Origin of the sequence: Phycicoccus sp. Root101 (assembly GCF_001426245.1) — a bacterium.
Lineage (GTDB): Bacteria > Actinomycetota > Actinomycetes > Actinomycetales > Dermatophilaceae > Pedococcus.
The window spans coordinates 111,828-137,008 of sequence record NZ_LMCM01000005.1; the positions used below are offsets into that span (position 1 = coordinate 111,828).

A 25,181-nucleotide genomic window follows, 5' to 3' on the forward strand; every position below is an offset into this window, starting at 1 on the left:
GCACGCCCAGCGTTCGCTGCTGTGAGCAGAACCTAGGGAGCGACGGGGACGCTGAAGGCGGCCGGGGCCGTGGGCGAGGCGTGCACGGTGACCGGCTGCACGGCATACGCGTTCTTGTAGGCGGCGTCGGTGCTCGCGAGCACGAGCTGCAGCCGGTGCCCCGCCTGCACCCGGTGGACGATCGCCGGGAGCTCGATGTGCACGGGCTGGGTGACGTCGGCGACCCTCACCGGGCTGATCAGCTTGTGCACCAACGTCTTCGAGCCGTCGGGCGCAACGTCGTAGAGCTTGGCGAAGACCTGTAGCTGGCCCGTGGGGCCGGCTGCCTGGGTCAGTGCGGCCGCCGGCGACTCGAGCCTGACGTCGAGTGTCGGCGAGCCGACGACGTCCACCGCCGAGGCCAGCGGCGCGGTCGACCACGCACCGAACGTGCCCGGGGTGTCGAACGGAGCGGTCACGCCGGGCGGCAGCGACACCTGTCCCTCGAGTCCGGAGACCTCGCTGTAGGAGGCGGGGACTCCGAGGCCCGGGTTGGACCAGGTCGTCGAGCCGGGCTGCACCTGGCTCCTCGAGGCCACCAGCTCGTCGGCTGCGGAGAGGTACCACGTGCGGCGGGCGCCGACGGGGAAGGCGGCGGCGCCGGCGTAGGCCGGTGCGGCGCTGCCGGTGTAGGGGACCCAGTCGCGGAAGTAGGCGAACTCGGGGCCGGTCGACACGGTCGAGCCCTTGAGGTGGTGGTCGAACCAGTTCTTCACACGCAGCCCGAGGTAGGTGTCCTCGATGTGCTGGCCGGTCAGGTCCAGCTCGCCGGGGGCCGCGCCCGTGTTGCCGTTGGTGCCGCCCGAGTGGCCCCACGACTGCCAGGCCATCGTCACCGGGACGCCGCGGGACTTCAGGGAGCGGTAGGTCGCAACCGACTCCTGGAGGTTGAACAAGGTGTCGTTCTCGCCCTGGATGAGGAACGTGGGCACCTTCACCTTGTCGATGTAGTGCGCCACCGAGACGCGGTCGGTGAGGCGGTACGTGTCCGAGGAGGGATGGCCGAGCGTGTCGAGCGTCGCCTTCGCCTGGCAGGCCTCGAGGACGAAGTTGGGGCAGCCGACGTTGCGCTTCGGGTCGATCGCCGTCCCCTGGAGGCCGTCGAGGATGCCGATGCCGAAGAACAGCCCGGTCCAGCCGATCTTCTCGGTGCCGGGGTTCGAGTTCGCGTAGGTCACCCCGCGGAGGCTGGTGTTGTTCGGGGCCAGCGAGTAGCGCAGGTCGTTCCAGGTGATGAGGGGAACGAGCGTGTCGACGCGTGGATCCGTTGCGGCAGTGGCGAACTGGATCTGACCACCGTACGAACCACCCAGCATGCCCAGTCGTGGGTCGTGCTTGGCCGCGTCGTCGAGGACGGTCCAGTCCACCGTGAGCGTGCCGGCAGCCCTGGTGGTGCCGCCCACCTGCGCGGAGGCGTATGGCGCGCTGCCTCCGCCACCGAGGAACGTCACGAGGGAGGACGCGGCCACCCCGTCGACGCCGGGGTCGTCGAGCGAGATCTTGCAGCCGCTGTCCGGGAAGCCGAGACCGGTGTACGACAGGACGGTGTAGCCCCGCGCGGCGAACGCCCGTCCGAGCCCGGCCTGGTCGTCCTTGCTCCCGCCGAAGCCGTTGGTGGTGAGGATGGTGGGCACCCGGGCCGACCTGCTGGCCGAGTGGGGCTTGTAGAGGTCCGCGTCGATGGTGCACGTCTGCGGCCGCCCGAGGTCGTCGTTGCCGGCCGGGACCGTGAACTTCAGTCCCGTGTACGTGTCGACAGCGCCGAGGGAGGTGGCGGACGGTGTCGCGCCGGCGGCGGGTGTCGATGCGACGGTGCCGCCGACGGCGACCGCGGCGAGGGGTGCGAGCGCGAGGGCGGTGAGCCGGCGGGCTCGGGACGGGGACGGGCGCGACATCGAGCCTCCACGGGAGTGCGGGCGAGCCGGGTGGCGACGCCTCGGTGGACTGACAACGACGACACCGCTCGCGCGGTTACGTTCACCGAGCTCGCGGCCTTCACCGTGCCGCCAGGGTCGCCCCCGGTGAAGTAGCCACATCGTGGATCTCGCGTACCGAGGCGTGGACCGCGGGGCCTGCCGTCGGCCCCCGCGATGGCACGAACTTGGCCAAGAGCAGAAGAAACATGGTGACGAATCCCCTTGAACCGCAGGTCCCCACGCATTTGGCAAAGTCTTCGCAAGATTCATTGACCCTGTGTGCGCACGAAAGGTTAGGTCGGCACGGCGCCGACGCCCACGGTCACCTTGTGCCGTCTCGGAGGGGGATCGACGTCGCCTCGTGGTGCGGGACCCCATCCGTGCCCTGTCCGAGAAGAGGAACACTCGTGATCCGACTGTCCACCGGCGCCGCCCTCGGCGTCGCAGTCGCCGCAGCAGTGGCCACCCCGCTGTCTGCTGCCTCAGCCGCTCCCGCCGCGGCACCGAGCCAGGCCCCCAGCCAGTCCGTGGCCGTCGCCACCGCCCAGGCAGGAGCCGACCGGGACCACAGCGCCCTGGGGCTCTCCAACGACGAGAAGCTCGTCGTGCGCAACGTCGTCACCGACCGTGACGGCACCCAGCACGTCCGGTACGACCGCACCTACAAGGGCCTGCGTGTCGTCGGTGGCGACCTGGTCGTCGACAAGGCCTCCTCCGGCACGGTCCGTAAGGTTCGCTGGAACGGCAACGACGGTGGCAGGGTCGCTGTCGCCTCGACCACGCCTGCGGTCGCCGAGACGAGCGCCGAGAAGTCCGGTGCCAAGCGCGCCGGCTACGCGCCGAAGAAGAACGACGGCGAGCTCGTCGTGTGGGCGGGCCACGGCACGCCGCGCCTCGCCTACGACGTCCTGACCGAGGGCGTCAAGGCGGACCAGACGCCCAGCCGCCTGCACACCATCGTCGACGCGAGGAGCGGCGCCGTCCTCACCTCGTGGGACGAGGTCGTCAACGGCACCGGCAACTCGATGTACTCCGGCACGGTCACCCTCAACACGACCCTCTCGGGCAGCACGTACCAGCTGAAGGACTCGGTCGGGAACTACACGACCGACCTCAACGGCGCGACGACCGGTACCGGCACGCAGTTCACCGACGCCGACGACGTGTGGGGCAACGGCGCGACCACGTCGCGGCAGACCGCAGGGGTCGACGCCGAGTACGGCGCGGAGAAGACGTTCGCCTACTACAAGAACGTCCTCGGCCGGAACGGCATCTTCAACAACGGCGTGGGCGCCCGCAGCCGGGTCCACTACGGCAACGCCTACAACAACGCGTTCTGGGACGGCACCCAGATGACGTACGGCGACGGGGCGGGCAACACCAAGCCGCTCACCTCGATCGACGTCGCGGCGCACGAGATGAGCCACGGGGTCACCGAGAACACCGCCGGCCTCGCCTACTCGGGTGACGCGGGCGGCCTCAACGAGGCGACGTCCGACATCTTCGGGACCGCGGTCGAGTTCTACGCCAACAGCGCGGCCGACCCGGGTGACTACCTCATCGGCGAGAAGATCAACATCAACGGCAACGGCACCCCGCTGCGCTACATGGACAAGCCCAGCAAGGACGGCGCCTCCAAGGACTGCTGGTCCTCCAGCCTGGGTGGCCTCGACCCGCACTACTCCTCCGGCCCGTTGAACCACTGGTTCTACCTGGCCTCCGAGGGCTCGGGCGCCAAGACCGTCAACGGTGTCGCCTACAACAGCCCCACCTGTGACGGTTCGACCGTCACCGGCGGTGGCCGCAGCAACATCGAGAAGGTCTGGTACCGCACGCTGTCGATCAAGCTCACCTCGAACAGCACCTACCTCAACGCTCGCGAGGGTGCGATCGCCTCGGCCATCGAGCTGTACGGCGCGGGCAGCGCCACCTGCACCGCCGTCGAGAAGGCCTTCACGGCCATCGCGGTCCCGGCCGGTTCGCAGTCCTGCGGCGGCACCACGCCCCCGCCCACCGGCAACCTCCTCCAGAACCCGGGCTTCGAGTCCGGTGCGGTGAGCTGGACCGGCACTGCCGGCCCGATCACCAACAACACCGGCCGTGCAGCCCGCACGGGCTCGTGGAAGGCCTGGCTCGGCGGCAACGGAGCCACCACGACGGAGACGATCCAGCAGAGCGTCACCCTCCCGTCCACGGCGACCGCTGCCACCCTGTCGTTCTACCTGTCCAGCGACACCGCTGAGTCCGGCAGCACGGCGTACGACACGATGAAGGTCCAGGTCGTCGATGGTGCGACGACCACCACCCTGGCGACGTACTCCAACGTCGGCGCCAACGCGGCGTACACCCTGAAGTCGTTCAACGTGACGGCCTACAAGGGCAAGACGATCTCGGTGAAGTTCCTCATGAACGAGGACTCCTCCCTGCAGACGTCGTTCGTCGTGGACGACACCTCGCTCGCCACCAGCTGACGAGGGGACGTGGGCCGGCGCCCGTGCGAGCGCCGGCCCACGTCCGTGTCACCCCAGAACGGGTGGTGGCGGGATCGGGACCTCCAGCCCGGACCCGCCACCACCACCGGCGCCACTCCCGGCGCCCACCCCGAAGGAGATCTCGTGAAGAAGATGTCAGCAGGCCTCGCATTCGGCGTGGTCGTCGCAGCCGCAGTCGCGACCCCCCTCAGCGCAGCCCAAGCCGTCCCGTCCGGATCCACCCCGGCCCCCACCGCTGCCCAGGCGATCGGTGCCGAACAGGCGAAGGTCGCCGACGCCGGCAGGACCCTGGGTCTCGGAGCCGACCAGAAGCTCGTCGTCCGCGACGTGGTCGTGGACACCGACGGCACGCGGCACGTCCGGTACGAGCGCACCTATCGGGGCCTGCGGGTCCTCGGGGGCGACCTCGTCGTCGAGCAGGCACCCGGCGGAGCCGCGAAGTCCGTGCACTGGAACGCCTCCGGCCGCGCGGCCATGCCTGCCACGACGGCGACCCTGTCGGGCGCGCGGGCAGAGTCGTTGGGCCGCAAGGCCTCGGGCTTCAGCGTCGACAGCTCGCACCACGAGCTGGTGGTGCAGCTGACCGGCACCGGCTCGAGGCTCGCCTACGACGTCGTCACGGAGGGAGTGAGGGCGGACCAGACCCCGAGTCGCCTCCACACGGTCGTGGACGCGAAGTCCGGTGCGACGCTGCGCAGCTGGGACGAGGTCAAGACCGGGACGGGCCGCTCGCAGTACTCCGGCACCGTCGCCATCCCCACGCTCAAGAGCGGCTCGACGTTCCAGCTGAAGGACTCCATCGGCAACTCGGCCGAGGACCTCAACGGCAAGACCGACCTGCTGCCCGTGTTCCCTCGCAGCGGCACCATCTTCACGGACGCCGACGACGTGTGGGGCAACGGTGCCACCAGCGATCGCGCGACCGCTGGCGTGGATGCGATGTACGGGGCCCAGAAGACCTTCGAGTTCTACAAGAACATGTTGGGGCGCAACGGGATCAAGAACGACGGCAAGGGCGCACGCAGCCGTGTGCACTACGGCAGCGGCTACGTCAACGCGTTCTGGAACGGCTCGATGATGACCTACGGCGACGGTGCGGGGAACGCCAAGCCGCTCACCCAGCTCGACGTCGCGGCGCACGAGATGAGCCACGGCGTCACCGAGAACACCGCCAACCTCGACTACTCCGGTGACGCCGGCGGCCTCAACGAGGCCACCAGCGACATCATGGCGACGTCGGCGGAGTTCTGGCTCGCCAACGCCGCTGACCCGGGGGACTACCTCATCGGCGAGAAGATCGACATCCGTGGCAACGGCGCCCCGTTGCGCTACATGGACCGTCCGAGCCGGGACGGCAGCAGCCAGGACTGCTGGACGACGGGGACCAAGGACCTCGACCCGCACTACTCCTCGGGTCCGTTGAACCACTGGTTCTACCTCGTGTCAGAGGGGTCGGGCGCCAAGACCGTCAACGGTGTCGCGTACGACAGCCCGGTCTGTGGGAGCGCGGCTCCCGTGACCGGCGCGGGCCGCGACGCGGCCACCAAGGTCTGGTATCGCACCCTGTCGACCAAGCTCACGTCGACCAGCACCTACGCGGACGCCCGCAACGGCGCCATCTCCTCAGCCAAGGAGCTGTACGGCGCGGGCTCGCCGCAGTGCGTCGCGGTGAAGTCCGCGTTCGACGCCATCGCCGTGCCGGCGGGTTCGCAGACCTGCTGATTGACAGACACCTCGACGAGGGGGCGTCGCCGACCGGCTGGTCGGCGGCGCACCCTCGTGTCTGGAGCCGGCGGCCGCACCGACTCCGGCGCGGTCAGCGGCAGGTGGTGCGCTGCGCCTTCGGCCTGGCCAGGTCCTCGAACAGGGTCGTGACGACGGGCGCGACGTCCTTGAGCCGGGCGTCGTCCGTGGGGACCCCGTTGAGGAGCACGAGCAGGTCGTCGGCGTGGGCCATGGTCGGGGTGCTGTTGGCACCGCTGTCGCCGATGGCGAGGGCGGCGGCACTGATGGCCGAGAAGGCCGCGGGGTCGAGCGTGCAGGTGACCTGGCCGTTGTTGACCTTCGCCAGCACGGTCCGGTCGTCCTGGAGGTTCACGGTGTCGCCGAACCCGGCGACTCCTCCGAAGCGCTGGATCGCGATCGGGTAGTCCACGGTCGCGGTCGTCGAGGATGCTCCGCCGGCGGGAGCCTTCGGCAGCTCCGGCGCCTTCTGCGTGCAGCCGCTGAGCAGTCCCCCGATGAGGGCGGCGGAGGCGCAGACGAGGGCGAGCGCGGGCACGGTGGTGGGTCGCGACATACCGGACACCCTCCCACGGCCCCAGCGACTCGGGGAGGATGCGCGCATGACCCTCTCCCTGGCAGACCTGGCCGCAGCCACCGCGGTCGTGCGACGGCACTTCCCGGCGACCCCGCAGTTCGCCTGGCCGCTCCTTGCGCAGGAGGTCGGGGCGACCGTCTGGGTCAAGCACGAGAACCAGACCCCGACGGGTGCGTTCAAGGTGCGTGGCGGCCTGGTCTACACCGACCGCCTGACGCGCGAGCGTCCGCACGTGACGGGGATCGTGGCAGCGACGAGGGGAAACCACGGTCAGTCGCTGGCCTACGCCGGGACCGCTGCCGGGCTGCGGGTGGTCATCGTCGTGCCGGAGGGCAACAGCCCGGACAAGAACGCGGCGATGGAGGGGTTCGGGGCCGAGCTCGTCGTGCACGGCGTCGACTTCCAGGAGTCGCGCGAGCACGCGGCCCGGCTGGGGGAGGAGCTCGGCCTCGAGACCGTGCCGTCGTTCCACGCGGACCTCGTGGCCGGTGTCGCGACGTACGCCAAGGAGCTCTTCGATGCGGCCGGACCGCTCGACGCGGTCTACGTGCCCGTCGGGATGGGCTCGGGCATCGCCGGGCTCGTCGGCGTGCGCGACCTGCTGGGCCTGCCCACGCGGATCGTGGGCGTCGTGTCCCGGGAGGCGCCCGCGACGGCGCTGTCGTTCGCGGCGGGGGAGGTCGTGACCACCGAGCGGGCGGCGACGTTCGTCGACGGCGTCGCGTGCCGCACCCCGGACGCGGACGCGATCGCCCTGATCGTCGCTGGTGCCGACCACATCGTCATGGTGCGGGAGGACGAGACCGCCGAGGCGATGCGCGTGCTCCTGCGCACCACGCACCAGCTCCCGGAGCCGGCCGGGGCGATCGCGCTCGCAGGCCTGCTCGCCGAGCGTGGGTCCGTCATCGGACAGCGGGTCGGGGTGATCCTGTCCGGCGGCAACTGTGACACCCCGATCCTGACCGAGGTCCTCGCCGGCCGGACCCCGGCCGCCTGAGGCCTCGGGCTGGGCGCGGGGACCGCTCGTCGTGAGATTGCTCCCACCCGCAGCACCCGCGGGTCCTGCCGTGCTCGGACAGGACTAGTCTCGGGGCCGAACCTCACCCATCTGCAGACGAGGACGTCAGACGTGGATCTGTTCGAATACCAGGCTCGAGACATGTTCGAGAAGCACGGTGTGCCCGTGCTCGCCGGTGCCACCGCCACCACGCCCGCGCAGGCGCGCGAGGCCGCGGAGGCCATCGGCCCCAAGAGCGGCGGAGTCACCGTCGTCAAGGCCCAGGTGAAGACCGGTGGCCGCGGCAAGGCCGGCGGCGTCAAGGTCGCCAAGAGCGCCGACGAGGCCGAGGAGTTCGCCGAGGCGATCCTCGGTATGGACATCAAGGGCCACACCGTGGGCACCGTGATGATCGCCCAGGGCGCCCGCATCGCCGAGGAGTACTACTTCTCCGTGCTGCTGGACCGGGCCAACCGCACCTACCTCGCGATGTGCAGCAAGGAGGGCGGTATGGAGATCGAGCAGCTCGCGGTCGAACGTCCCGAGGCCCTCGCGCGCATCGCGGTCGACCCCAACACCGGCATCGACGCGGCCAAGGCCGCCGAGATCGTCGAGGCTGCCGGGTTCGACGCCGAGACCGGCGCCAAGATCGCGCCCGTCCTCGAGAAGCTGTGGGCGGTCTACCGCGACGAGGACGCCACGCTCGTGGAGGTCAACCCGCTCGTGAAGACCGAGGACGGCGACATCGTCGCCCTCGACGGCAAGGTCACGCTGGACGCCAACGCGGACTTCCGCCACCCCGACCACGAGGCGCTCGAGGACAAGGACGCGGCCGACCCGCTCGAGGCCGCGGCCAAGGAGAAGGGCCTCAACTACGTCAAGCTCGACGGTTCCGTCGGCATCATCGGCAACGGGGCCGGCCTGGTCATGTCGACCCTCGACGTCGTCGCCTACGCCGGTGAGGAGTTCGCCGGGTCGCCCAAGCCCGCCAACTTCCTCGACATCGGTGGCGGCGCCTCGGCCGAGGTCATGGCCAACGGACTGCACATCATCCTCGGCGACGAGCAGGTGAAGTCGGTGTTCGTCAACGTGTTCGGTGGCATCACCTCCTGCGACGCGGTGGCCAACGGCATCGTCGGTGCGCTGAACGCGCTGGGTGACGAGGCGACCAAGCCGCTCGTCGTGCGGCTCGACGGCAACAACGTGGAGGAGGGCCGGCGCATCCTCGCCGAGGCCAACCACCCGCTGGTGAGCATCGAAGAGACCATGGACGGCGCGGCCCGCAAGGCCGCCGAGCTGGCTTCGGCCGCGACGAACTGACAAGGGCCGGGAGAACACAACAATGGCAATCTTTCTCGACGAGAACTCCAAGGTCATCGTCCAGGGCATGACCGGCTCCGAGGGCATGAAGCACACGCAGCGCATGCTCGCCTCGGGCACCTCGATCGTCGGCGGCGTCAACCCGCGCAAGGCCGGCACCACGGTCGAGTTCGACGGCGGCGTCTCGGTGCCGGTGTACGGCACGGTGGCCGAGGCCATCGAGGCCACCGGCGCGAACGTGTCGGTCATCTTCGTCCCCCCGGCCTTCGCGAAGTCCGCGGTGGTCGAGGCGATCGACGCGGCCATCCCGCTCGCGGTCGTCATCACCGAGGGCATCGCGGTCAAGGACTCCGCTGAGTTCTACGCCTACAGCAAGGACAAGGGCACGACGCGCATCGTCGGCCCGAACTGTCCCGGCCTGATCAGCCCCGGCAAGTCCAACGCCGGCATCATCCCCGCCAACATCGCCGGCCCGGGTCGCATCGGCCTGGTCTCCAAGTCGGGCACGCTGACCTACCAGATGATGTACGAGCTGCGGGAGTTCGGTTTCTCCTCGGCCGTCGGCATCGGTGGTGACCCGATCATCGGGACGACGCACATCGACTGCCTCGAGGCGTTCGAGAACGACCCCGACACCGACGCGATCGTCATGATCGGCGAGATCGGCGGCGACGCCGAAGAGCGCGCCGCGGCATACATCAAGGAGCACGTGACCAAGCCCGTCGTCGGCTACGTCGCGGGCTTCACCGCCCCCGAGGGCAAGACCATGGGCCACGCCGGCGCCATCGTGTCCGGCTCCGCGGGCACCGCTGCAGCCAAGCAGGAGGCCCTCGAGGCCGCCGGGGTCAAGGTCGGCAAGACGCCGTCCGCCACCGCCGACCTGATGCGCGAGATCATGCGCGGGCTGGGCGCCTGAGCGCTTGCAGCACTAAGCAACACGCACGGCAGACGACGAGCGGGCGACCACCGGGGACGGTGGTCGCCCGCTCGTCGTCGTGCTGCTGACCTTTCGACGGTGGCCCATCAGCCGTCCGGGGGAGGTCGTGGTGTGTTTGGGTAAGCAGTTGGTCAAGTCTGTTTACCGGGTCGGGTCCTGATGGTTCCCTGTGATCCTCCCGCACGACCAAGGCCGTGACCCGCACCCCCTGGCGGCGAGCCGTGTCGACGCGGGAGAGGGATTCCCCCCGCCCTCAGATGAGAGACCCAGCCATGTCGTCGACCCGTTTTTCCCCACGCCGCCGCGCGCTCCGCCCCCGTGCCACCGCAGCCCTGGCCGTGATCGCCGTCGTCGTGGCCGGGCTCTTCTGGCAGGCCTCCACGGCCACGGCCCTGACGTCGGTCACGTCGAACTACTCGTACGGAGACTTCGAGACTGGGTCGAAGACACCGCCCGGGTGGTCCCTCAACGCCGTGGCTCCCAACCGCGCTTTCGTCACGAGTCCTCTGGGCATCTCGGGCACCCACTCCCTCTACGTCGAGGACAACTCGACCACCTTGGGGACGACGGCCCGGCGCACGGTGACCAAGGTGGTCCCCGGGTCCGAATACCATCTGCAGGGCTACGCCATGCCGAAGACCGGCATCCAGTACCTCGCGCTGCGGTTCTACGACTCGACCGGGCGAGTGGTCCTGCGGGTCGCGACCCCGAGCACGACGAGCACCATGGCCTGGTCCCGCATCGAGGCCCACGCCGTGGCACCGGCCGGAGCGACCAGCGTCGGGATCGAGATCTCAAGCAGCTCCTCCGCGCAGTCCGCCGTGTGGTGGGACGCCCTGGAGGTGCTGAGGGCCGGTGTGGGCAACAGCGGGTTCGAGACCACCTCGTCGACGACCCCCGTGCCCTCGTGGACGCTCATCACCCCGGCGCGGACCTCGGCCAAGATCGCCACGGACCAGGCCCGTCTCGGTTCACGGAGCCTGTCCATGACCGACTCGTCGACCACAGCAGACGTCACGGCCACCAGTGCACAGGTTCCTGTGTTCGCCGGCACCGGCCACAACCTCAGGGCGTGGCTTCGCCCGACGGGTGGCAGCTACGCCGTCACGGTGCGGTTCACTGACACAGCGAGGGTCGTCGTGGGCCAGCAAAGGTTCAGCTTCAACGGCACGAAGGGCGTGTGGACCCTGCTGGCGCGGCAGGTCACGGCTCCGCCGACCGCGCACTGGGCGACGATCGAGCTGGCCAGCACGGCTGCCTCTACCGGCACGGCGTCCTGGGACGCCGTGGACCTCCGGCCGGCCCCGGGATCGGGCGTGCACACGTTCGTCAACGGTGTCGCCCTTCAGCCTGTGGACGCCTTCAGCAACACCAACGTCGCTGACGCCGTGGTCGTGGGTGGCCGCGCGAAGATCGTGAGCACGGTCTCCGGAAGCCCCGCAGAGCTCCAGGTCGCCGACCTCGAGACCGGCACGGTGGAGCAGCGCTTCCCGCTGGGGACGATGAAGACCAGCTGGACCCTCACCAAGGGTCCTGACAGCGCGGTGTACGTCGGTGGAAACGACGGCCACCTGTGGCGCTGGGCCTACGGCGCCAGCAGCGTCACCGACGTGGGGCGCGCGACCTCGAAGTCCACCACCGTGTTCGACCTCGAGCCGGGCCAGGACGGAAGGCTCTGGGGCGTGTCTTACCCGGGCTCGGAACTGTGGAGCTACAACCCGTCCACGCGGTCCATCACGAACCTCGGTTCGGTGAGCCCGACTCACGCCTACGCGCGCACGCTCGCGGTCGACGGCACCTACGCCTGGGTGGGCCTCGGGTCCGAGGATCCCAGCATCATGAGGGTCACCCTCTCCAACCCCGCGCAGCGCGTGGCGCTGGCGCTGCCCAGTCCCGTCACCAGTGGCCTGATCACCGAGCTCGACTCCCGCGGTCGCTACCTCGCCGTGAAGACCCCGTCGGGAACGACCGCAGCCGGTGTGGCTGTCGCCTCCGAGCGGCGCCTCTACGACACCGTCGCGCAGACCTGGGACGTGCCGGCCAACCTCGCCGCGCAGCGTCCGACCGAGCAGGACACCGACGGCAACTTCTACTACTTCCGCTACAACCAGCTGCTCTACGTCAACGGTGCGACCGGCGCGACCGGCTCGCGAGGCGGGATCGCGACGCAGGCAGGTCGTGACCGCGTGACGCTGCAGGCGACGATCGGTGGCGTGAGCGGCGAGTGGCTGCTCACCTACGACACCGACGGGACGGTCGGGGCCATCAACCTGGCAACCATGCAGGAGCAGTCCTTCACGGTGAAGTTCCTCCCGACCAAGATGCGCATCAAGTCGGTCACACCCGGCGCCGGAACCCTGTTCGTGGGTGGCTACGGCGGGTCCAGCCTTGCGGTCCTTGACGACGCGAACCTGTCGCAGAAGAAGCAGTACCCGCTGATCCCGTTCGGCCCCGGCGTCATCGGTGAGGTCGAGTCCACCATCTCGCACGGGAAGTACCAGTACATCGGTACCTACACGGACTCGAGGGTGTTCCGGTTCGACACGACCCAGCCTTGGAGCGACGGCACCAACCCGTCACTCGTGGCGACCCTCGGGACCTCCCACGGGCAGGATCGTCCGCTTGCGTGGGCGACTGCCGGGTCGCGCACCTTCTTCGGTACCGTGCCCAAGTACGGCCTTCTCGGTGGCGCGCTCGGTATCTTCGACAACGACACCAGTGCCCCCCGTGTCGTGAAGGAACCGGTCGTGGACCAAAGCGTCATCTCGCTCGCAGCGTCGGGGGACGTCGTGTACGGCGGCACCTCGCGATGGGGCGGTCTGGGTGCCACCCCGACCCAGCCCTCGGCCAAGGTCTTCGCCTACAACGCCTCCACGGGCAAGAAGCTCTGGGAGGTGGCCCCGATCGCCAAGGTCGAGGCGTACGGCGCGGTCGCCCTCTCTCCAAACGGGACGCTGTGGGCGTCCCACGGGACGACCCTCGTGGAGCTGAATCCGGCGAACGGTGCGACGCTCCGGGTGATCACCCTCTCGCCGCAGGGTGCCCAGACCACGCCGGTGCTGCACAACGCGGGCATCGTCTTCGACTCGAACGGGCTGATGTTCCTGGCCGCCGCGAGCCGGGTCTACACGTTCGACCCGGTCACGCTGCGCGTCGACGTCGCGGTGGCGGGCGGCCTGACGACCCCGATGATCGTGGTGCGCAACGGAAGCCTCTACGTTGGCCAGGACAACACCCTGCGCCAGGTGCTCGTCCGCTGACCCTGCTACTTCTGGCGGGCGAGCATGAGGAGCCGGTCCAGCTCGGCGAAGGCCTGCTCCGGGTCCTTCAGCTTGGTGATGACGATCGTCGAGACCGCGCCGGAGGTCTTCTGCGCGGTGACCCCGACCCACTCGGAGAGGGTGGGGCTCCCGTCGGTGAAGACGGTGTCGAGGCGGTAGGTGCCCTGCGACGGCCCGGCGGTGGACTTCACGGTGCCGTTGCCGAACGCGCAGCCCTTGCCGTACAACGCCTTTGCCTCGTCCAGGCGCGCGGCGACGTAGGCCTTCTGCACGGCCGCCCCGGTCGACTCGTCGAGCTGCACGCGCTGGTGGCCGACGTAGCTGGTGGCGCTGGTGCCGGCCCTCACCGACACGACGCCGACCCGGCCACCGATGCCTGCCTGCTGCTCGGTGGTCTCACAGGAGGCGATGGCGGTGGAGCCCTCGAGGGCTCCGGGACCGGCCGTGGTCGCGACGTCCCCGCTCAGCGCCGGGGACCGCCACTGCGAGGCGGCGACGAACAGGGGTGACCCCGGGACCGGCTGGGGGCCGGCGACGGGCATGTCCTGGGACAGCGCCCGCGTGCTCCCGGTCGGTCCGATCTGTGGCGTCGTACTGGTGGCCGACGGGCTCCCGGAGCCGGACCCGGCGCCATACCGGTCGAGGCGTTGGCGGGTGAGCTCGGCGAGCGCGCTGAGCTCCTTGGTGGTGAACCCGCCCGAGGCGACGTCGCTGAAGGCGGGGTCGACGAGCTGGAGCAGGGCGACGCCATCACCCCCCGGGACGACGGCGAACCAGCCGGATCCGGCCGAGGGGGTGGAGTAGGAGAACAGGGCGTACGCGCCGACGTACTCGGACTTCACCGTGAAGCCGGGTCCGTTGTCGCAGCCGGTGACGGACTTGATCAGGGCGTTGGCGGAGGGCTCCGGCGTTCCCGTCTTCCAGTACGCGGCGCCACCACTCACCGGGGAGTTGGCCTGCGTCATGCCGTCCTGGCGGGTCGGTACGCCGAGGGCACCGCAGTCGACGCCGCCTCCCTTGGTCACCGGCGTGATCGTCGCCGACCCGGTGGGCAGGTCCAGGGTCGTCTCCCAGTCCCGGGCGAGGGGCAGCAGACCCGGTTCGGCGATGGGGTCGGTGGCGCTGTTCGTGGGCGCTGCGGTCGGCGCCGCGGTGGGTACCGGCGCCGTCGACTGCGTGGCCGGCGTGGCGGGCAGGGTGCTGTCACGGCCGAGCTGGCCGTACCCCACCGCCCCGATCACGACTGCCGCTGCGGCCGCCGCGGCGGTGAGGGCGAGCGCCCGCTGGCGGCGGCGCCTCACCCCGCGGGCCCGGACGAACCGCACGTCCGGCAGGGGCAGCAGGTCGACGTCCTGGCGCAGGGTGGCGAGGGCGCCGCGCAGCTGGGCGTCGTCCTGCGCCGTCCAGTCCTCGTGGTCAGCCATGGGTGGTCTCCTCGTGCCGGAGGGCCTGCGCCAGCTGGGCGCGGCCCCGGTGCAGGCGTGCCTTGACGGTGCCTGCGGGGGTGTTGGTCTCGTGGGCGATCTGCTCGATGGACAGGTCGCCGATGTAGTGCAGCGTCACGGCCTCACGCAGCGGCTCGGACAGCGTCCGCAGTGCTGCGACGACGGCCACCCTGTCCTCGGTGGGTGGGCCGGTCGTGTCGCGGACCCCGTGCCGCTCGTACGCCCGGTCCTGCGTCGTCTTCTTGCGCCACCCGGAGATGGCCACCCGCCGGGCGACGGTCCGCACCCAGGCGAGGGGGTCGTCGTGGGTCCGCACGGTGGACCACTGCTGCCAGGCCCGCGCGTACGCCTCCTGGGTGCTGTCCTGGGCGACGGTGAGGTCACCCGTGAAGCCGTAGACGAGGTGGACGACCCGGCGGGCGGTGTCGCGGTAGAACGCGTCGAACTCCGCCTCGGCGGACTGCGTCCCCACCACCACGTCCCCCTCGTCCGGCGCCGTCCCGACGCTGCCGTTCCTCAGTGCCATCACACCCCAGCAGACGCGACCCCGGCGACCCTGGTTGCGGCGCGTTCGGACATTTCTGGTCCGGCGTCGGCGTTGCCTGCGGCCCGGGGGAGGGCCGGTCAGCGACGATGGGTCGGACATGACTGTGATGGAACTGCTGCGCGGGGCGACGTCGACATCGGGCGGGCCCGACCCGAGGGCGCACCAGCGCACCCTGCTCGCCGGAGCGGGCGCCGCCTCCGCCTCGGCCCTGGTGTTCGTGCTCCCGGCCCTGCTGGTGTGGGTGGCCGCCTCGGAGAGCACCGTCGCCTGGACCACCTCGCTGGGGGTGGGGGCGAGCCTGTGGCTCCTCGGCACCGGCGCCCACCTCGACCTCGGGGCCACGACCGTGACGGTCGTCCCCCTCCTCTTCCTGGCCCTCGCCGTGGTCGGCGGGGCCTGGGCCGCCATCCGCGCGGTCCGTGACAGCGCGGAGGACCGCACGGTCGCCCTCGCCGGGGACCTCCTGCACCGTCCCCTCGCGTTCGGGCTGGGGGCGTGGGCCCTTGGGTATGCCGTCGCCACGGCCCTGTGGTCCCTCGTCGCCCTCGCTGCGGGGCCACGCCCGGTGCTCTGGACGCTGGTCGTGCCCGTCGTCGTCGTCCCGCTGGCCTCGGCCGCGCTGGCCCTGACCAGGCTGCTCCGCCGGCGACCCGAGCTCGCGGGGGACCGCCTGCGGCGCCCGACCTGGCTGCCCGAAGCGGTCCGCCGCGCCCTGCGCCCGGGTGTCGAGGGCGCTGGCGCCCTCCTCGGCGCAGGTGTCGCCGTCTGCGTCGGCTCGGTCGCCGTGCACCACGCGAGCGTCGGCAACCTCCAGGGTGCCCTGGCCCCCGGGCTGATTGGCGGGGCCGTGCTCGCCCTGGCGCAGCTGTTCGTCCTGCCCAACCTCGGCCTTTGGGCCCTGTCCTTCATGGCGGGCACCGGCTTCTCGGCGGTCGACGGGGCCTCGGCGACCTGGACCGGGTCCCGCACGTCGTTGCTGCCGATGGTCCCGGTGTTCGGGGCGCTGCCGGCGCCCGGCGCGTTCCCCGGCTGGCTGCCGGCGATCGTGCTCGTACCGGTCGCCATCGGGGCGTTCGTGGGGTGGCGCGCGCTGCGCTCCGTGGCCCGGTTGTCCACCGAACGCACCAAGCTCACGGTCGCCGGTGTCGCCGTCGTCCTCGCGGCGGGCCTGATCGGCCTGCTCGACGTCGTCGGGGGCGCCTCCCTCGGCCAGCAGCGGTTGTCCGCGATCGGCGCCCCGGCCGGGGCGATGACCCTGGCGCTGCTCGTCGAGCTCGTCGCCGGCGCTGCCGTGGTGCTGGCCTGGGACCGCTGGAAGCTCCGGCGCTGACCGGCAGCGCCCGGCCGCACCGCATACCTCCTCGCCCGCGGCCTGTCCCGTCCGCGCCCGCCCGCGCCTGCCCGCGCCTGTCCCGCGAAGCGGGTGTCGTTCGGTGACACCAGCAGAAATATGACCCGGGTTGACGTAGGACACCCGCTTTGCGAGCCCAGCCCTCCGCCCGGGTGGTGGCCCTCGCCGACCCGTGTGACGGTGGTGGCATGACCCGATTCGGCTACACCCTGATGACCGAGCAGTCCGGCCCGCGCGAGCTGGTCGGCTACGCCGTCGACGCCGAGCGCAGCGGATTCGACTTCGCCGTGAGCAGCGACCACTACTCCCCGTGGCTCACCGAGCAGGGGCATGCGCCCTACGCCTGGACGGTGCTCGGCGCGGTCGCACAGGCGACGAAGCGGCTCGAGCTGATGACCTACGTGACCTGCCCCACGATCCGCTACGAGCCCGCGGTGGTCGCCCAGAAGGCGGCCACCCTGCAGCTCCTCAGCGAGGGGCGGTTCACCCTCGGTCTCGGCAGCGGCGAGAACCTCAACGAGCACGTCGTCGGTGAGGGGTGGCCCATGGTGGGTGTCCGTCAGGACATGCTCGAGGAGGCCATCCACATCATCCGGGAGCTGCACACCGGGAAGCTCGTGACCTGGCAGGGCGAGTACTTCCGGGTCGACTCGGCCCGCATCTGGGACTGCCCCGACGGGGGTGTCCCGATCGGCGTGGCCGTCTCCGGCGAGAAGTCTTTCGCCCGGTTCGGCCCGCTGGCCGACCACGTTATCGCCGTGGAGCCGGACGCCGACCTCGTCAAGGGGTTCCTCGACGCACGGCGTGCGGCCGAGAGCAGCGGCGACGCCGAGGGCGCCCGTTCGTCCTCGGCCCGCGCCATCGGGCAGATCCCCATCTCGTGGGACACCGACGCCGAGCGGGCCAAGGCTCGGGCACACGAGCAGTTCCGCTGGTTCGCCGGCGGCTGGTCGGTGAACGCGGACCTGCCGACGCCGGCCGGCTTCGCGGGGGCGTCGCAGTTCATCACCCCCGAGCAGGTCGCCGAGAACATCCCGTGCGGGCCGGACCTCGACGCCATCGTCGAAGCCGTCTCCGCCTACTGGGACGCCGGGTTCACCGACATCGCGCTGGTGCAGGTGGGGGACGAGGGGCAGCAGAGGTTCCTCGACGAGGCAGCCGGCCCGCTGCTGGAGAAGCTGCGCTCCGCCGCCCCCTGACCCGGCGGTCCGCCGCCCCCTGACCCGGCGCGTGGACGCGGGTGCCTGGGTCCGCGCGACGGTCGGTATCGTCTCCCGCGTGACCGCGGACGGGACGACGCAGCCCACGGGCATCGTCGTCCTCATCTCCGGGTCGGGCACGAACCTCCAGGCGCTCATCGACGCCACGGCCGACCCGGCCTACGGGGTCCGCATCCTGGCGGTGGGGGCCGACCGGGCGGGGATCTCGGGCCTGCACAAGGCTGCCGCCGCGGGCATCCCGACGTTCGTCGTCCGCGTCGAGGACCACGACGATCGCGCCGACTGGGACGCAGCCCTGGCCGAGCGGATCGCCGACCACGAACCGGCCTTCGTCGTCTCGGCGGGGTTCATGAAGATCCTCGGGCCGCGGGTGCTGGGCGACCACGTCGTCCTCAACACCCACCCGGCGCTGCTGCCGGCGTTCCCGGGGGCCCACGCCGTGCGTGACGCGCTCGCCGCCGGGGCCACGGTCACCGGCTGCACGGTCCACGTCGTCGACGCCGGCGTCGACACCGGTCCGGTGATCGCGCAGTCCACCGTCGAGGTGCAGCCCGGCGACACCGAGGACACCCTGCACGAACGCATCAAAGCCGTCGAGCACCTGTTGCTCGTCAACATCGTGGGCCGCGCGGCCCGCGAGGGAATCACCGTCACCGATGGGAAGGTCAGCATTCCGTGACCCAGCAGTCCAGCCCGAAGCCCGCTGACGACGCAGGACGCCGCCCGGTCCGCCGGGCGCTCGTCTCCGTCTACGACAAGACCGGGCTGGAGGAGCTGGCCCGCGGTCTGCACGCTGCCGGCGTCGCCCTCGTCTCGACGGGTGGTTCGGCCAAGCTCATCGAGTCGCTCGGCATCCCCGTGACGGAGGTCGCCGACCTGACCGGGTTCCCAGAGTGCCTCGAGGGTCGGGTCAAGACCCTGCACCCGCGCGTGCACGCCGGCATCCTCGCCGACACGCGCAAGGACGACCACGTCCGTCAGCTCGAGGAGCTCGGGGTCGAGCCGTTCGAGCTCGTCGTCGTGAACCTCTACCCGTTCCGCGAGACCGTCGCCTCGGGCGCCTCCCCGGACGAGGTCATCGAGCAGATCGACATCGGCGGACCGTCGATGGTGCGCGCCGCGGCCAAGAACCACCCGAGCGTCGCCGTGGTCACCGACCCCGCCGCGTATGGCGCGGTGCTGGCTGCCGTCGAGGCCGGCGGCTTCACGCTGGGTGAGCGGAAGCTGTTGGCAGCACAGGCCTTCGTGCACACCGCCGACTACGACAACGCCGTCGCCAACTGGATGGGCAACGTCTACACCGACACCTCCGACGGCACCGGCTTCCCCGCGTGGACCGGTGCGACCTTCACGCGCGCAGCCGTGCTGCGCTACGGCGAGAACCCGCACCAGAAGGCCGCGATCTACCGCCACTGGCGCGGCGGCGTCGCCTCCGCCGAGCAGCTGCACGGCAAGGAGATGTCCTACAACAACTACGTCGACACCGACGCCGCCGTGCGCGCCGCGCACGACCACGGCGACCAGCCGACCGTGGCGATCGTCAAGCACGCCAACCCCTGCGGCATCGCCGTGGGTTCCTCCGTCGAGGCCGCGTATGCCGCCGCGCACGCCACCGACCCCGTGTCCGCCTTCGGGGGCATCATCGCCGCCAACCGCACCGTGAACCTCGCGATGGCCGACCAGGTGAAGGACGTGTTCACCGAGGTCATCATCGCGCCCGACTTCGACGCCGACGCGCTCGAGGTGCTCCAGGGCAAGAAGAACATCCGCATCCTGCGCCTGCCCGCCGAGGCCTCGCGCAACGCCGACGCCATCGAGATGCGGCCGATCAGCGGCGGCCTGCTCCTGCAGACCGTCGACAAGGTCGACGCCGTCGTCGAGGGCGACAAGCCCGGCGGCGACGACCCGTCGCGCTGGACCCTCGTCTCCGGTGACGCTGCCGACGAGGCGATGCTGGCCGACCTGGCGTTCGCGTGGCGCTCGGTGCGCGCGGTGAAGTCCAACGCGATCCTGCTCGCCAAGGACGGCGCGGCAGTCGGCATCGGCATGGGCCAGGTCAACCGCGTCGACTCCTGCCACCTCGCGGTGTCGCGGGCCGGGTCAGATCGGGCGCGCGGAGCCGTGGCCTCGTCGGACGCCTTCTTCCCGTTCGCCGACGGCCTCCAGGTGCTGCTCGACGCGGGGGTCCGCGCGGTGGTCGCCCCGGGTGGTTCCATGCGGGACGCCGAGGTCGTCGAGGCCGCCAAGGCCGCCGGCGTGACGATGTACTTCACCGGCACCCGTCACTTCGCCCACTGACACCGGCACACCGCGGGCCCCACGGCCCGCGGTGTGCGGTTGTCGACTTCTCTGGCGTTCCGGCGGTCCGGCGTGGGACCGTTGGCGCACCGGGCACGCCGCCCGGGCACCGGAGGGGTGGCGTCATGATGATGTGGATCGTGATCGGGTCAGTGCTCGTCGTCGTCCTGGGACTGGCGTGGCTCTACGACCGGAAGTGGGGCGGTGACCCGACCCCGCGCCATACCCCGGGGCGGGCCCAGGCGGAGTCGGACCAGGCGGCCACCGGGTTCAACGGTGGTGGGTACGGCAACAGCGGCTTCTGACCGTCAGGCGGGCTGCGGCCCGCGGTAGCCGGTCGGGTCGCCTGACCCGAGGTCGACGATCGCGGCCACGGGACCACCACCGTCGGGGCCCTGGTGGGCGGCCGAGACGGACACGAACACGGCCGGGTCACCGGTCACCGACGCGGTGACGCCACCGACGGCGGCCTTGATCTGGCGGTGCCAGTGCACGTCGGAGTCGTCGAGCATGGCGTTGCGGCGACCGCGGACCGCCCCGTCCTGGCTGGTCTCGCACTTGAGGAACACGTTGACCAGGCGGCCCTGCAGGTCCGTCGAGTGCGGTCGGTCCGGCAGGTCGAGGCCTGCGTCCTTGATCGCCTCCCAGATGCCGTCGGCGTCGAGGGCGTCGCGCATCACCGAGTGGCCGATGCGGTAGCGGCCGCCGATGCCCCGGGTGTTCCCCACGACCACGACCTGGGCGCGGTCGAGCTCGACGCCGGAGGAGCAGGAGGCGACGGAGGAGAACAGGCTCCGGTCGCGGAGCACGTCCTCGTCACGGGGCATCTTGATCTCGCCGAGGGCGACCGCGATCCCGAGGGCCGTGCCGCCGTTGGACACGTCCATGGACGTCAGCGTGTCCTCCGTGAAGACGTCGTGGCCGCGGCTCTTGGCGTCGCGGATGGTGTCGATCGTCAGCAACGGCGTCTTGGTCTGCACGTAGTGGACGTCGGCCGTGTCGGTGATGCCGGCGCGCTCCATGGCGACCTTCACCGCGTCGGCGACCTTGGTGACCATGGCGGTGCGGCCGATGTCCTCGGGGAGCAGCACCTCGCTCATCGCGAACCCGACCGTGAGCCGCGGCTCGTCGGACTGCTCGGCCCGGTCGGCCGGGACCGTGGCGAAGATGGTCGCGTGCGGGCTGATGACGCCGTCGGTCCCACCGGACCAGACGATCGGCACCTCCTTGACCTTGGCCGGATCGGCGCCCTTCGCCACCAGCACCTCGCGGAACGCCCGGTCGGCGATGATCCGCGTGTAGTCGTTGACGCCGCCGTTGCCCTCGGTCTTGCCGATGACGGCGACGACGCGACCGGCCTCGATGACGCCGTCGTCGATGAGCTTCGCCAGCTCGCTGGCGTCGGAGACGCTGTGGAGCGGCACCTTGCGGACCTCGATGGCTTCGGGCACGTGACTCACCTTCCGGTTGGAGTTGCGGGGGTTGCAGGGGGAGGAGCTGGGGACGTTGCGGCTGGCGCGGGTTCGATGACGGTGCCGACCTCGCCGGAGACGGCCTCGGCGATCCGGTCGAGGGCGGTGATGACGCTGCGACGACCACCGCCCCGGACGAACCGGAGCGCCGCCTCCACCTTGGGACCCATCGAGCCGGAAGCGAACTCGCCCGCCGCGGCATACCCCTCCATCTCGGCGAGCTGCACCCGACCGAGCTCGCGGGCGGACGCCGAGCCGTACCCGAGGACGGCGTGCTCGACGTCGGTGGCGATGACGAGCACCTCCGCGCCGATCGCCCGGGCGAGGACCGCGGCGGTGAGGTCCTTGTCGACGACGGCCTCGACGCCGTGGACCGATCCGTCGGGTTGCCGGACGACCGGTATACCGCCGCCACCGGCCGCGACGACGACGTAGCCCGCGGCGAGGAGGGTGAGGACGGTGTGGGTGTCGAGGACCTCGAGGGGTTCGGGGGAGGCGACCATGCGGCGCCACCCCTTGTCGCCGCGGTCCTGCCAGGTCTCGCCGTGCTCGATCAGCGGCAGGGCCTGGTCGTGGGGGAGGAACCGGCCCACCGGCTTGGTGGGTGTGGTGAACCCGGGGTCGTCGGGGTCCACGAGCGTGCGGGAGACGACGGCGGCTGCCCGGCGCGAGAGCCCTCGCGCGGCGAACGCGGCCTCGAGGGTGTCGAGCGCGGTGAACCCGATGGTTCCCTGCGTCTGGGCGCCGCACCAGTCGAGCGGGACGGGCGGGACCACGTGGGCCGCGAGCTCGTTCTTGACGAGGAGGTTGCCGACCTGGGGGCCGTTGCCGTGGGTGACGACGACCTCGTGGCCTTCGGCCACGACCTCGGCGACCCGTGCCATCGCGAGGGCGATCGCCTCGCGCTGGGCCTGCGGCGTGGCGCTGCCGTCGGGGCCGGTCATGGCGTTGCCACCCAGCGCGATCAGGACCCGCATGCCACCTCCCCACAGTCGTCGTGCGGTGAGCCTAGGGAGGCGGAGTGCGCGCTGACGTTGGCAGGACCTGCCCAACAGCCGGGGTGCGGTTGGCAGATCTGGTCGCCGTGCCTCCCCGCGACCGCCTCCTCATCCGAGCGCCACGACGAGGTCGCGCACCACCTCGGGATCGTCGAGGTCGTCGCCGAACAGGTCGCGCAGCTGGCCCACGCGGTACCGCACGGTCTGCTGGTGCACGAACAAGGCCTCCGCCACGGCCTCGCGCCGGCCGCGGTGCAGCAGCCACAGCCGCAAGGTCTCCTCGAGCTTCTCGCGGGCCACGGGGGTGAGGTCGTCGAGCGGGGCGAGCGCCGTGCGCCGCAGGTCGGCGAGGGCCTCGGGGTCTGCGGCCCGCACGAGGTCGGCCAGGTGCGCCTCGGTGTCGTAGGCCGCACGCTCAGCGCGGTCGTGCCCCCGCACGAGCCGGTGGGCCCGCAGGGCGCGCTGGTAGGAGCCGACCGTCTGCAGCCACGGCCGGGTCGGCCCGACGACGGCGTCCCTCGTGCCGATCGACCGCAGCAGCTTGGTCCGGCCGCCGGGGGAGAGGTCCGGGACCAGGACGACGGCGACGTTCTCCTCGGCGGCGACGTCGGGCAGGTCCTCGGCCAGGACGAGGGACCGTGGGTCCACGAGCCCGCGTATGCCGTGCAGGTCGGTCTCGCGGGTCAGCACGGCGGTGATGGTGGCCGGCTTGTCCCAGCGCGCACGGTCGACCCGGCGCAGGAGGACCTCCTCGGACGCGCCCCGCAGCAGCTCGAGGGCGAGCCGGTCGCGGTGCTGGCGCTGGAGGCGTTCGGAGGTCTCGAGCTCGTCCGCGTGGCCGGCGACGCTGGCCGCCGACAGCTCGTCGATGTAGGCGAAGACGAGCTCGGCGAACTGCGCGAGCTGGCCGGCGTCCATCCCCGCCTCGACCGCGACGGCGGACAGCTGGCGCCACGAGACGCGGGCGCCGACGCGGTAGGCGGACAGCAGCGCGTCCACGCTGCGGCCGCTGCGGGCCTCGCCCCGACCGAGCTCGTAGGAGCCACGCTGGGCGGGGCGAAGCGGCGTGGAGGCGTCCCCGGACCGGGCGGCCAGCGTGAGGAAGCTGCCCAAGGCCATCTGTACGGCCGCCTCGATGTTGTCGACCATGAAGCTGCGCGCCGCGGCATACACAGGAACCTCGACGATGATGGCGGCGACGGCGTGCTCGGCCACGGAGGGCAGGTGCGACCGCAAGGCGGTCTGCACCTCGGGTGACAGTGTGAGGGCTGCCGCTCGATCGGCGGTCACCGTGGGCGATTCGTGGGGATTTTCGTCAATCTTTGTCATCTGCGAACAACTCTCATCGGAGAACTCACGCTTCTGGGTCAGGATTTTAGACCCTCATGACGCCATGATGGAACCATGACCGCAGTCCTCCCTCCCCGCACGGCTCAGGGCGCCCCACCCCGGCGCTCGCTGCGCGACGCCCCACCCCGGCGCTCGCTGCGCGACACCCTGACCCGGGTGGCCCAGGCTGTGACGACGCCTGTCGTGCCCGCCGAGTACCTCGACCTCATCGCCCCGATGCGCAGCGGCGCCGACCTGCGCGGACGCGTCCTGTCCGTCACGGCCGAGACCCGCGACGCCGCCACGGTGCGGATCAAGCCCGGTCGCGGCTGGAAGGGCCACGTGCCCGGCCAGTACATCCGCATCGGCGTCGACGTGAACGGCGTCCGCAACTGGCGCGCGTACTCGCTCACCTCGCTCGTCGGCGACCCCGACGGCGCCGTGGCGATCACGGTCAAGGCGATCGACGGCGGCAAGGTCAGCAACCACGTCGTCCGCGAGCTCGTGCCCGGGACGCTCATCCACCTCGACCAGGCCACCGGCGAGTTCACGCTGCCGGCCCAGACGCCGCGCAAGGCACTGTTCCTCACCGCCGGCAGCGGCATCACCCCGGTGATGGGCATGCTGCGCAACCACCTCGCGGAGCTGCCCGACGCGGTCATGGTCCACTCGGCCCCGACCCGCGACGACGTCATCTTCGGTGACGAGCTGCGCGCGTGGGCCGACGCCGAGTCGCTGCAGCTCGTCGAGCTGCACACCGACACCGACGGCCTGCTCAGCCCCACCGACCTCGACCGCCTCGTCCCGGACTGGCGCGAGCGCGAGACCTGGTGCTGCGGCCCCACCGGCATGCTCGACGCGATGGAGGCCCACTGGGCCGAGGCCGGCCTCGCCGACCGCATCCACACCGAGCGCTTCCGCCCCGTGATCATCTCCGAGGGCGAGGGTGGCACGGTCACCTTCCGCAGGAACGGCATCGTCATCGAGTCCGACGGCGCCACCCCGATCCTCGACGCCGGCGAGGAAGCCGGCGTCCTCATGCCTTCCGGGTGCCGCATGGGCATCTGCTTCGGCTGCGTACTCCCGCTGCGTGAGGGAGCCGTGCGCGACCTGCGCAACGGCGAGCTCACCGTGGCCACACCGGACGACGACGTCCGCATCCAGACCTGCGTGTCGGCAGCCGCCGGCGCCTGCGAGATCGACCTCTAGGAGCGAACAG

General features: G+C 71.2%; 19 protein-coding genes. 12 read left to right on the forward strand and 7 right to left on the reverse strand.

All coding sequences use genetic code 11. The features are described 5' to 3' along the window. Nucleotides 1–32 precede the first annotated feature (32 nt). Nucleotides 33–1,934, reverse strand: coding sequence for a CocE/NonD family hydrolase (locus tag ASC58_RS05360; RefSeq protein WP_082552987.1), 1,902 nt, complete (start codon nt 1,932–1,934; stop codon nt 33–35). Between the two features lie 428 nt (nt 1,935–2,362). Here ASC58_RS05360 and ASC58_RS05365 point away from each other — a divergent pair, with 428 nt between their 5' ends. Continuing rightward, nucleotides 2,363–4,426, forward strand: coding sequence for a M4 family metallopeptidase (locus ASC58_RS05365; protein ID WP_056918601.1), 2,064 nt, complete (start codon nt 2,363–2,365; stop codon nt 4,424–4,426). A gap of 153 nt (nt 4,427–4,579) precedes the next feature. Next, a complete protein-coding gene (locus ASC58_RS05370; protein WP_082553055.1) occupies nt 4,580–6,169 on the forward strand; it encodes a M4 family metallopeptidase in 1,590 nt (529 codons plus the stop codon). A 94-nt stretch (nt 6,170–6,263) separates the two neighbouring features. On the opposite strand, the gene ASC58_RS05375 is transcribed toward ASC58_RS05370, so the two are convergent. Further along, complete coding sequence (locus ASC58_RS05375) at nt 6,264–6,746, reverse strand: hypothetical protein (RefSeq protein ID WP_056918603.1); 483 nt, start codon at nt 6,744–6,746, stop codon at nt 6,264–6,266. A gap of 46 nt (nt 6,747–6,792) precedes the next feature. Between ASC58_RS05375 and ASC58_RS05380 the strand changes: the two genes are divergently transcribed. The 4 genes from ASC58_RS05380 to ASC58_RS05395 all read left to right on the forward strand — a co-directional run bounded on the left by ASC58_RS05380 (nt 6,793) and on the right by ASC58_RS05395 (nt 13,281). After that, nucleotides 6,793–7,764 carry a threonine dehydratase gene (locus ASC58_RS05380; RefSeq protein WP_056918604.1) on the forward strand — a complete coding sequence of 324 codons (972 nt, stop codon included), beginning with the start codon at nt 6,793–6,795 and terminating at the stop codon, nt 7,762–7,764. A gap of 132 nt (nt 7,765–7,896) precedes the next feature. Next, complete coding sequence (gene sucC / locus ASC58_RS05385; RefSeq protein WP_056916682.1) at nt 7,897–9,084, forward strand: ADP-forming succinate--CoA ligase subunit beta; 1,188 nt, start codon at nt 7,897–7,899, stop codon at nt 9,082–9,084. A 22-nt stretch (nt 9,085–9,106) separates the two neighbouring features. Beyond that, on the forward strand, nt 9,107–10,000 hold the full coding sequence (gene sucD, locus ASC58_RS05390; RefSeq protein ID WP_056916683.1) for a succinate--CoA ligase subunit alpha: 894 nt from the start codon (nt 9,107–9,109) through the stop codon (nt 9,998–10,000). 293 nt (nt 10,001–10,293) lie between these two features. Beyond that, nucleotides 10,294–13,281 carry a hypothetical protein gene (locus tag ASC58_RS05395; RefSeq protein WP_056918605.1) on the forward strand — a complete coding sequence of 996 codons (2,988 nt, stop codon included), beginning with the start codon at nt 10,294–10,296 and terminating at the stop codon, nt 13,279–13,281. A gap of 5 nt (nt 13,282–13,286) precedes the next feature. On the opposite strand, the gene ASC58_RS05400 is transcribed toward ASC58_RS05395, so the two are convergent. Both ASC58_RS05400 and ASC58_RS05405 read right to left on the reverse strand, forming a co-directional pair. Beyond that, nucleotides 13,287–14,726 (reverse strand): hypothetical protein, encoded by a 1,440-nt coding sequence (locus tag ASC58_RS05400; RefSeq protein WP_056918606.1) that lies wholly within the window; start codon nt 14,724–14,726, stop codon nt 13,287–13,289. Beyond that, the gene (locus tag ASC58_RS05405; protein WP_082552989.1) at nt 14,719–15,273 is read right to left on the reverse strand and encodes an RNA polymerase sigma factor; all 555 of its coding nucleotides are present in this window, start codon (nt 15,271–15,273) and stop codon (nt 14,719–14,721) included. Before ASC58_RS05405 ends, ASC58_RS05400 begins: the two co-directional genes overlap by 8 nt. A gap of 118 nt (nt 15,274–15,391) precedes the next feature. Between ASC58_RS05405 and ASC58_RS05410 the strand changes: the two genes are divergently transcribed. The 5 genes from ASC58_RS05410 to ASC58_RS05430 all read left to right on the forward strand — a co-directional run bounded on the left by ASC58_RS05410 (nt 15,392) and on the right by ASC58_RS05430 (nt 20,468). Continuing rightward, nucleotides 15,392–16,624, forward strand: a complete 1,233-nt coding sequence (locus ASC58_RS05410; RefSeq protein WP_157598374.1) for a DUF6350 family protein — start codon at nt 15,392–15,394, stop codon at nt 16,622–16,624. Nucleotides 16,625–16,833: 209 nt separating this feature from the next. Further along, the gene (locus tag ASC58_RS05415) at nt 16,834–17,844 is read left to right on the forward strand and encodes a TIGR03557 family F420-dependent LLM class oxidoreductase (protein ID WP_056918844.1); all 1,011 of its coding nucleotides are present in this window, start codon (nt 16,834–16,836) and stop codon (nt 17,842–17,844) included. 79 nt (nt 17,845–17,923) lie between these two features. Further along, entirely contained in the window at nt 17,924–18,544 is a 621-nt protein-coding gene (gene purN / locus ASC58_RS05420) for a phosphoribosylglycinamide formyltransferase (protein WP_056918845.1), read from the forward strand. Continuing rightward, nucleotides 18,541–20,163, forward strand: coding sequence for a bifunctional phosphoribosylaminoimidazolecarboxamide formyltransferase/IMP cyclohydrolase (gene purH / locus ASC58_RS05425; protein WP_056918608.1), 1,623 nt, complete (start codon nt 18,541–18,543; stop codon nt 20,161–20,163). Before purN ends, purH begins: the two co-directional genes overlap by 4 nt. A gap of 125 nt (nt 20,164–20,288) precedes the next feature. Further along, the gene (locus ASC58_RS05430) at nt 20,289–20,468 is read left to right on the forward strand and encodes a hypothetical protein (protein ID WP_056916688.1); all 180 of its coding nucleotides are present in this window, start codon (nt 20,289–20,291) and stop codon (nt 20,466–20,468) included. Between the two features lie 3 nt (nt 20,469–20,471). Here the strand turns inward: ASC58_RS05430 and ASC58_RS05435 are convergent, their stop codons facing one another. The 3 genes from ASC58_RS05435 to ASC58_RS05445 all read right to left on the reverse strand — a co-directional run bounded on the left by ASC58_RS05435 (nt 20,472) and on the right by ASC58_RS05445 (nt 23,881). Further along, a complete protein-coding gene (locus ASC58_RS05435) occupies nt 20,472–21,614 on the reverse strand; it encodes a ring-opening amidohydrolase (RefSeq protein ID WP_056918609.1) in 1,143 nt (380 codons plus the stop codon). A 5-nt stretch (nt 21,615–21,619) separates the two neighbouring features. Further along, the gene (locus ASC58_RS05440; protein ID WP_056918610.1) at nt 21,620–22,612 is read right to left on the reverse strand and encodes a carbamate kinase; all 993 of its coding nucleotides are present in this window, start codon (nt 22,610–22,612) and stop codon (nt 21,620–21,622) included. Nucleotides 22,613–22,741: 129 nt separating this feature from the next. Beyond that, nucleotides 22,742–23,881 carry a CdaR family transcriptional regulator gene (locus tag ASC58_RS05445; RefSeq protein WP_235529113.1) on the reverse strand — a complete coding sequence of 380 codons (1,140 nt, stop codon included), beginning with the start codon at nt 23,879–23,881 and terminating at the stop codon, nt 22,742–22,744. Between the two features lie 156 nt (nt 23,882–24,037). On the opposite strand from ASC58_RS05445, the gene ASC58_RS05450 reads away from it, so the two are divergent. Continuing rightward, a complete protein-coding gene (locus ASC58_RS05450) occupies nt 24,038–25,171 on the forward strand; it encodes a ferredoxin reductase (protein WP_056918611.1) in 1,134 nt (377 codons plus the stop codon). Nucleotides 25,172–25,181 lie beyond the last annotated feature (10 nt).

Coding starts and splice junctions, on each gene's coding strand:
- ASC58_RS05440 (WP_056918610.1), bottom strand. CDS start 22,612: ATGCGGGTCCTGATCGCGCTGGGTGGCAACGCCATGACCGGCCCCGAC.
- ASC58_RS05415 (WP_056918844.1), top strand. CDS start 16,834: ATGACCCGATTCGGCTACACCCTGATGACCGAGCAGTCCGGCCCGCGC.
- ASC58_RS05430 (WP_056916688.1), top strand. CDS start 20,289: ATGATGATGTGGATCGTGATCGGGTCAGTGCTCGTCGTCGTCCTGGGA.
- ASC58_RS05375 (WP_056918603.1), bottom strand. CDS start 6,746: ATGTCGCGACCCACCACCGTGCCCGCGCTCGCCCTCGTCTGCGCCTCC.
- ASC58_RS05360 (WP_082552987.1), bottom strand. CDS start 1,934: ATGTCGCGCCCGTCCCCGTCCCGAGCCCGCCGGCTCACCGCCCTCGCG.
- ASC58_RS05395 (WP_056918605.1), top strand. CDS start 10,294: ATGTCGTCGACCCGTTTTTCCCCACGCCGCCGCGCGCTCCGCCCCCGT.
- ASC58_RS05405 (WP_082552989.1), bottom strand. CDS start 15,273: ATGGCACTGAGGAACGGCAGCGTCGGGACGGCGCCGGACGAGGGGGAC.
- ASC58_RS05380 (WP_056918604.1), top strand. CDS start 6,793: ATGACCCTCTCCCTGGCAGACCTGGCCGCAGCCACCGCGGTCGTGCGA.
- ASC58_RS05410 (WP_157598374.1), top strand. CDS start 15,392: ATGACTGTGATGGAACTGCTGCGCGGGGCGACGTCGACATCGGGCGGG.
- sucD (WP_056916683.1), top strand. CDS start 9,107: ATGGCAATCTTTCTCGACGAGAACTCCAAGGTCATCGTCCAGGGCATG.
- ASC58_RS05370 (WP_082553055.1), top strand. CDS start 4,580: ATGTCAGCAGGCCTCGCATTCGGCGTGGTCGTCGCAGCCGCAGTCGCG.
- ASC58_RS05450 (WP_056918611.1), top strand. CDS start 24,038: ATGACCGCAGTCCTCCCTCCCCGCACGGCTCAGGGCGCCCCACCCCGG.
- ASC58_RS05400 (WP_056918606.1), bottom strand. CDS start 14,726: ATGGCTGACCACGAGGACTGGACGGCGCAGGACGACGCCCAGCTGCGC.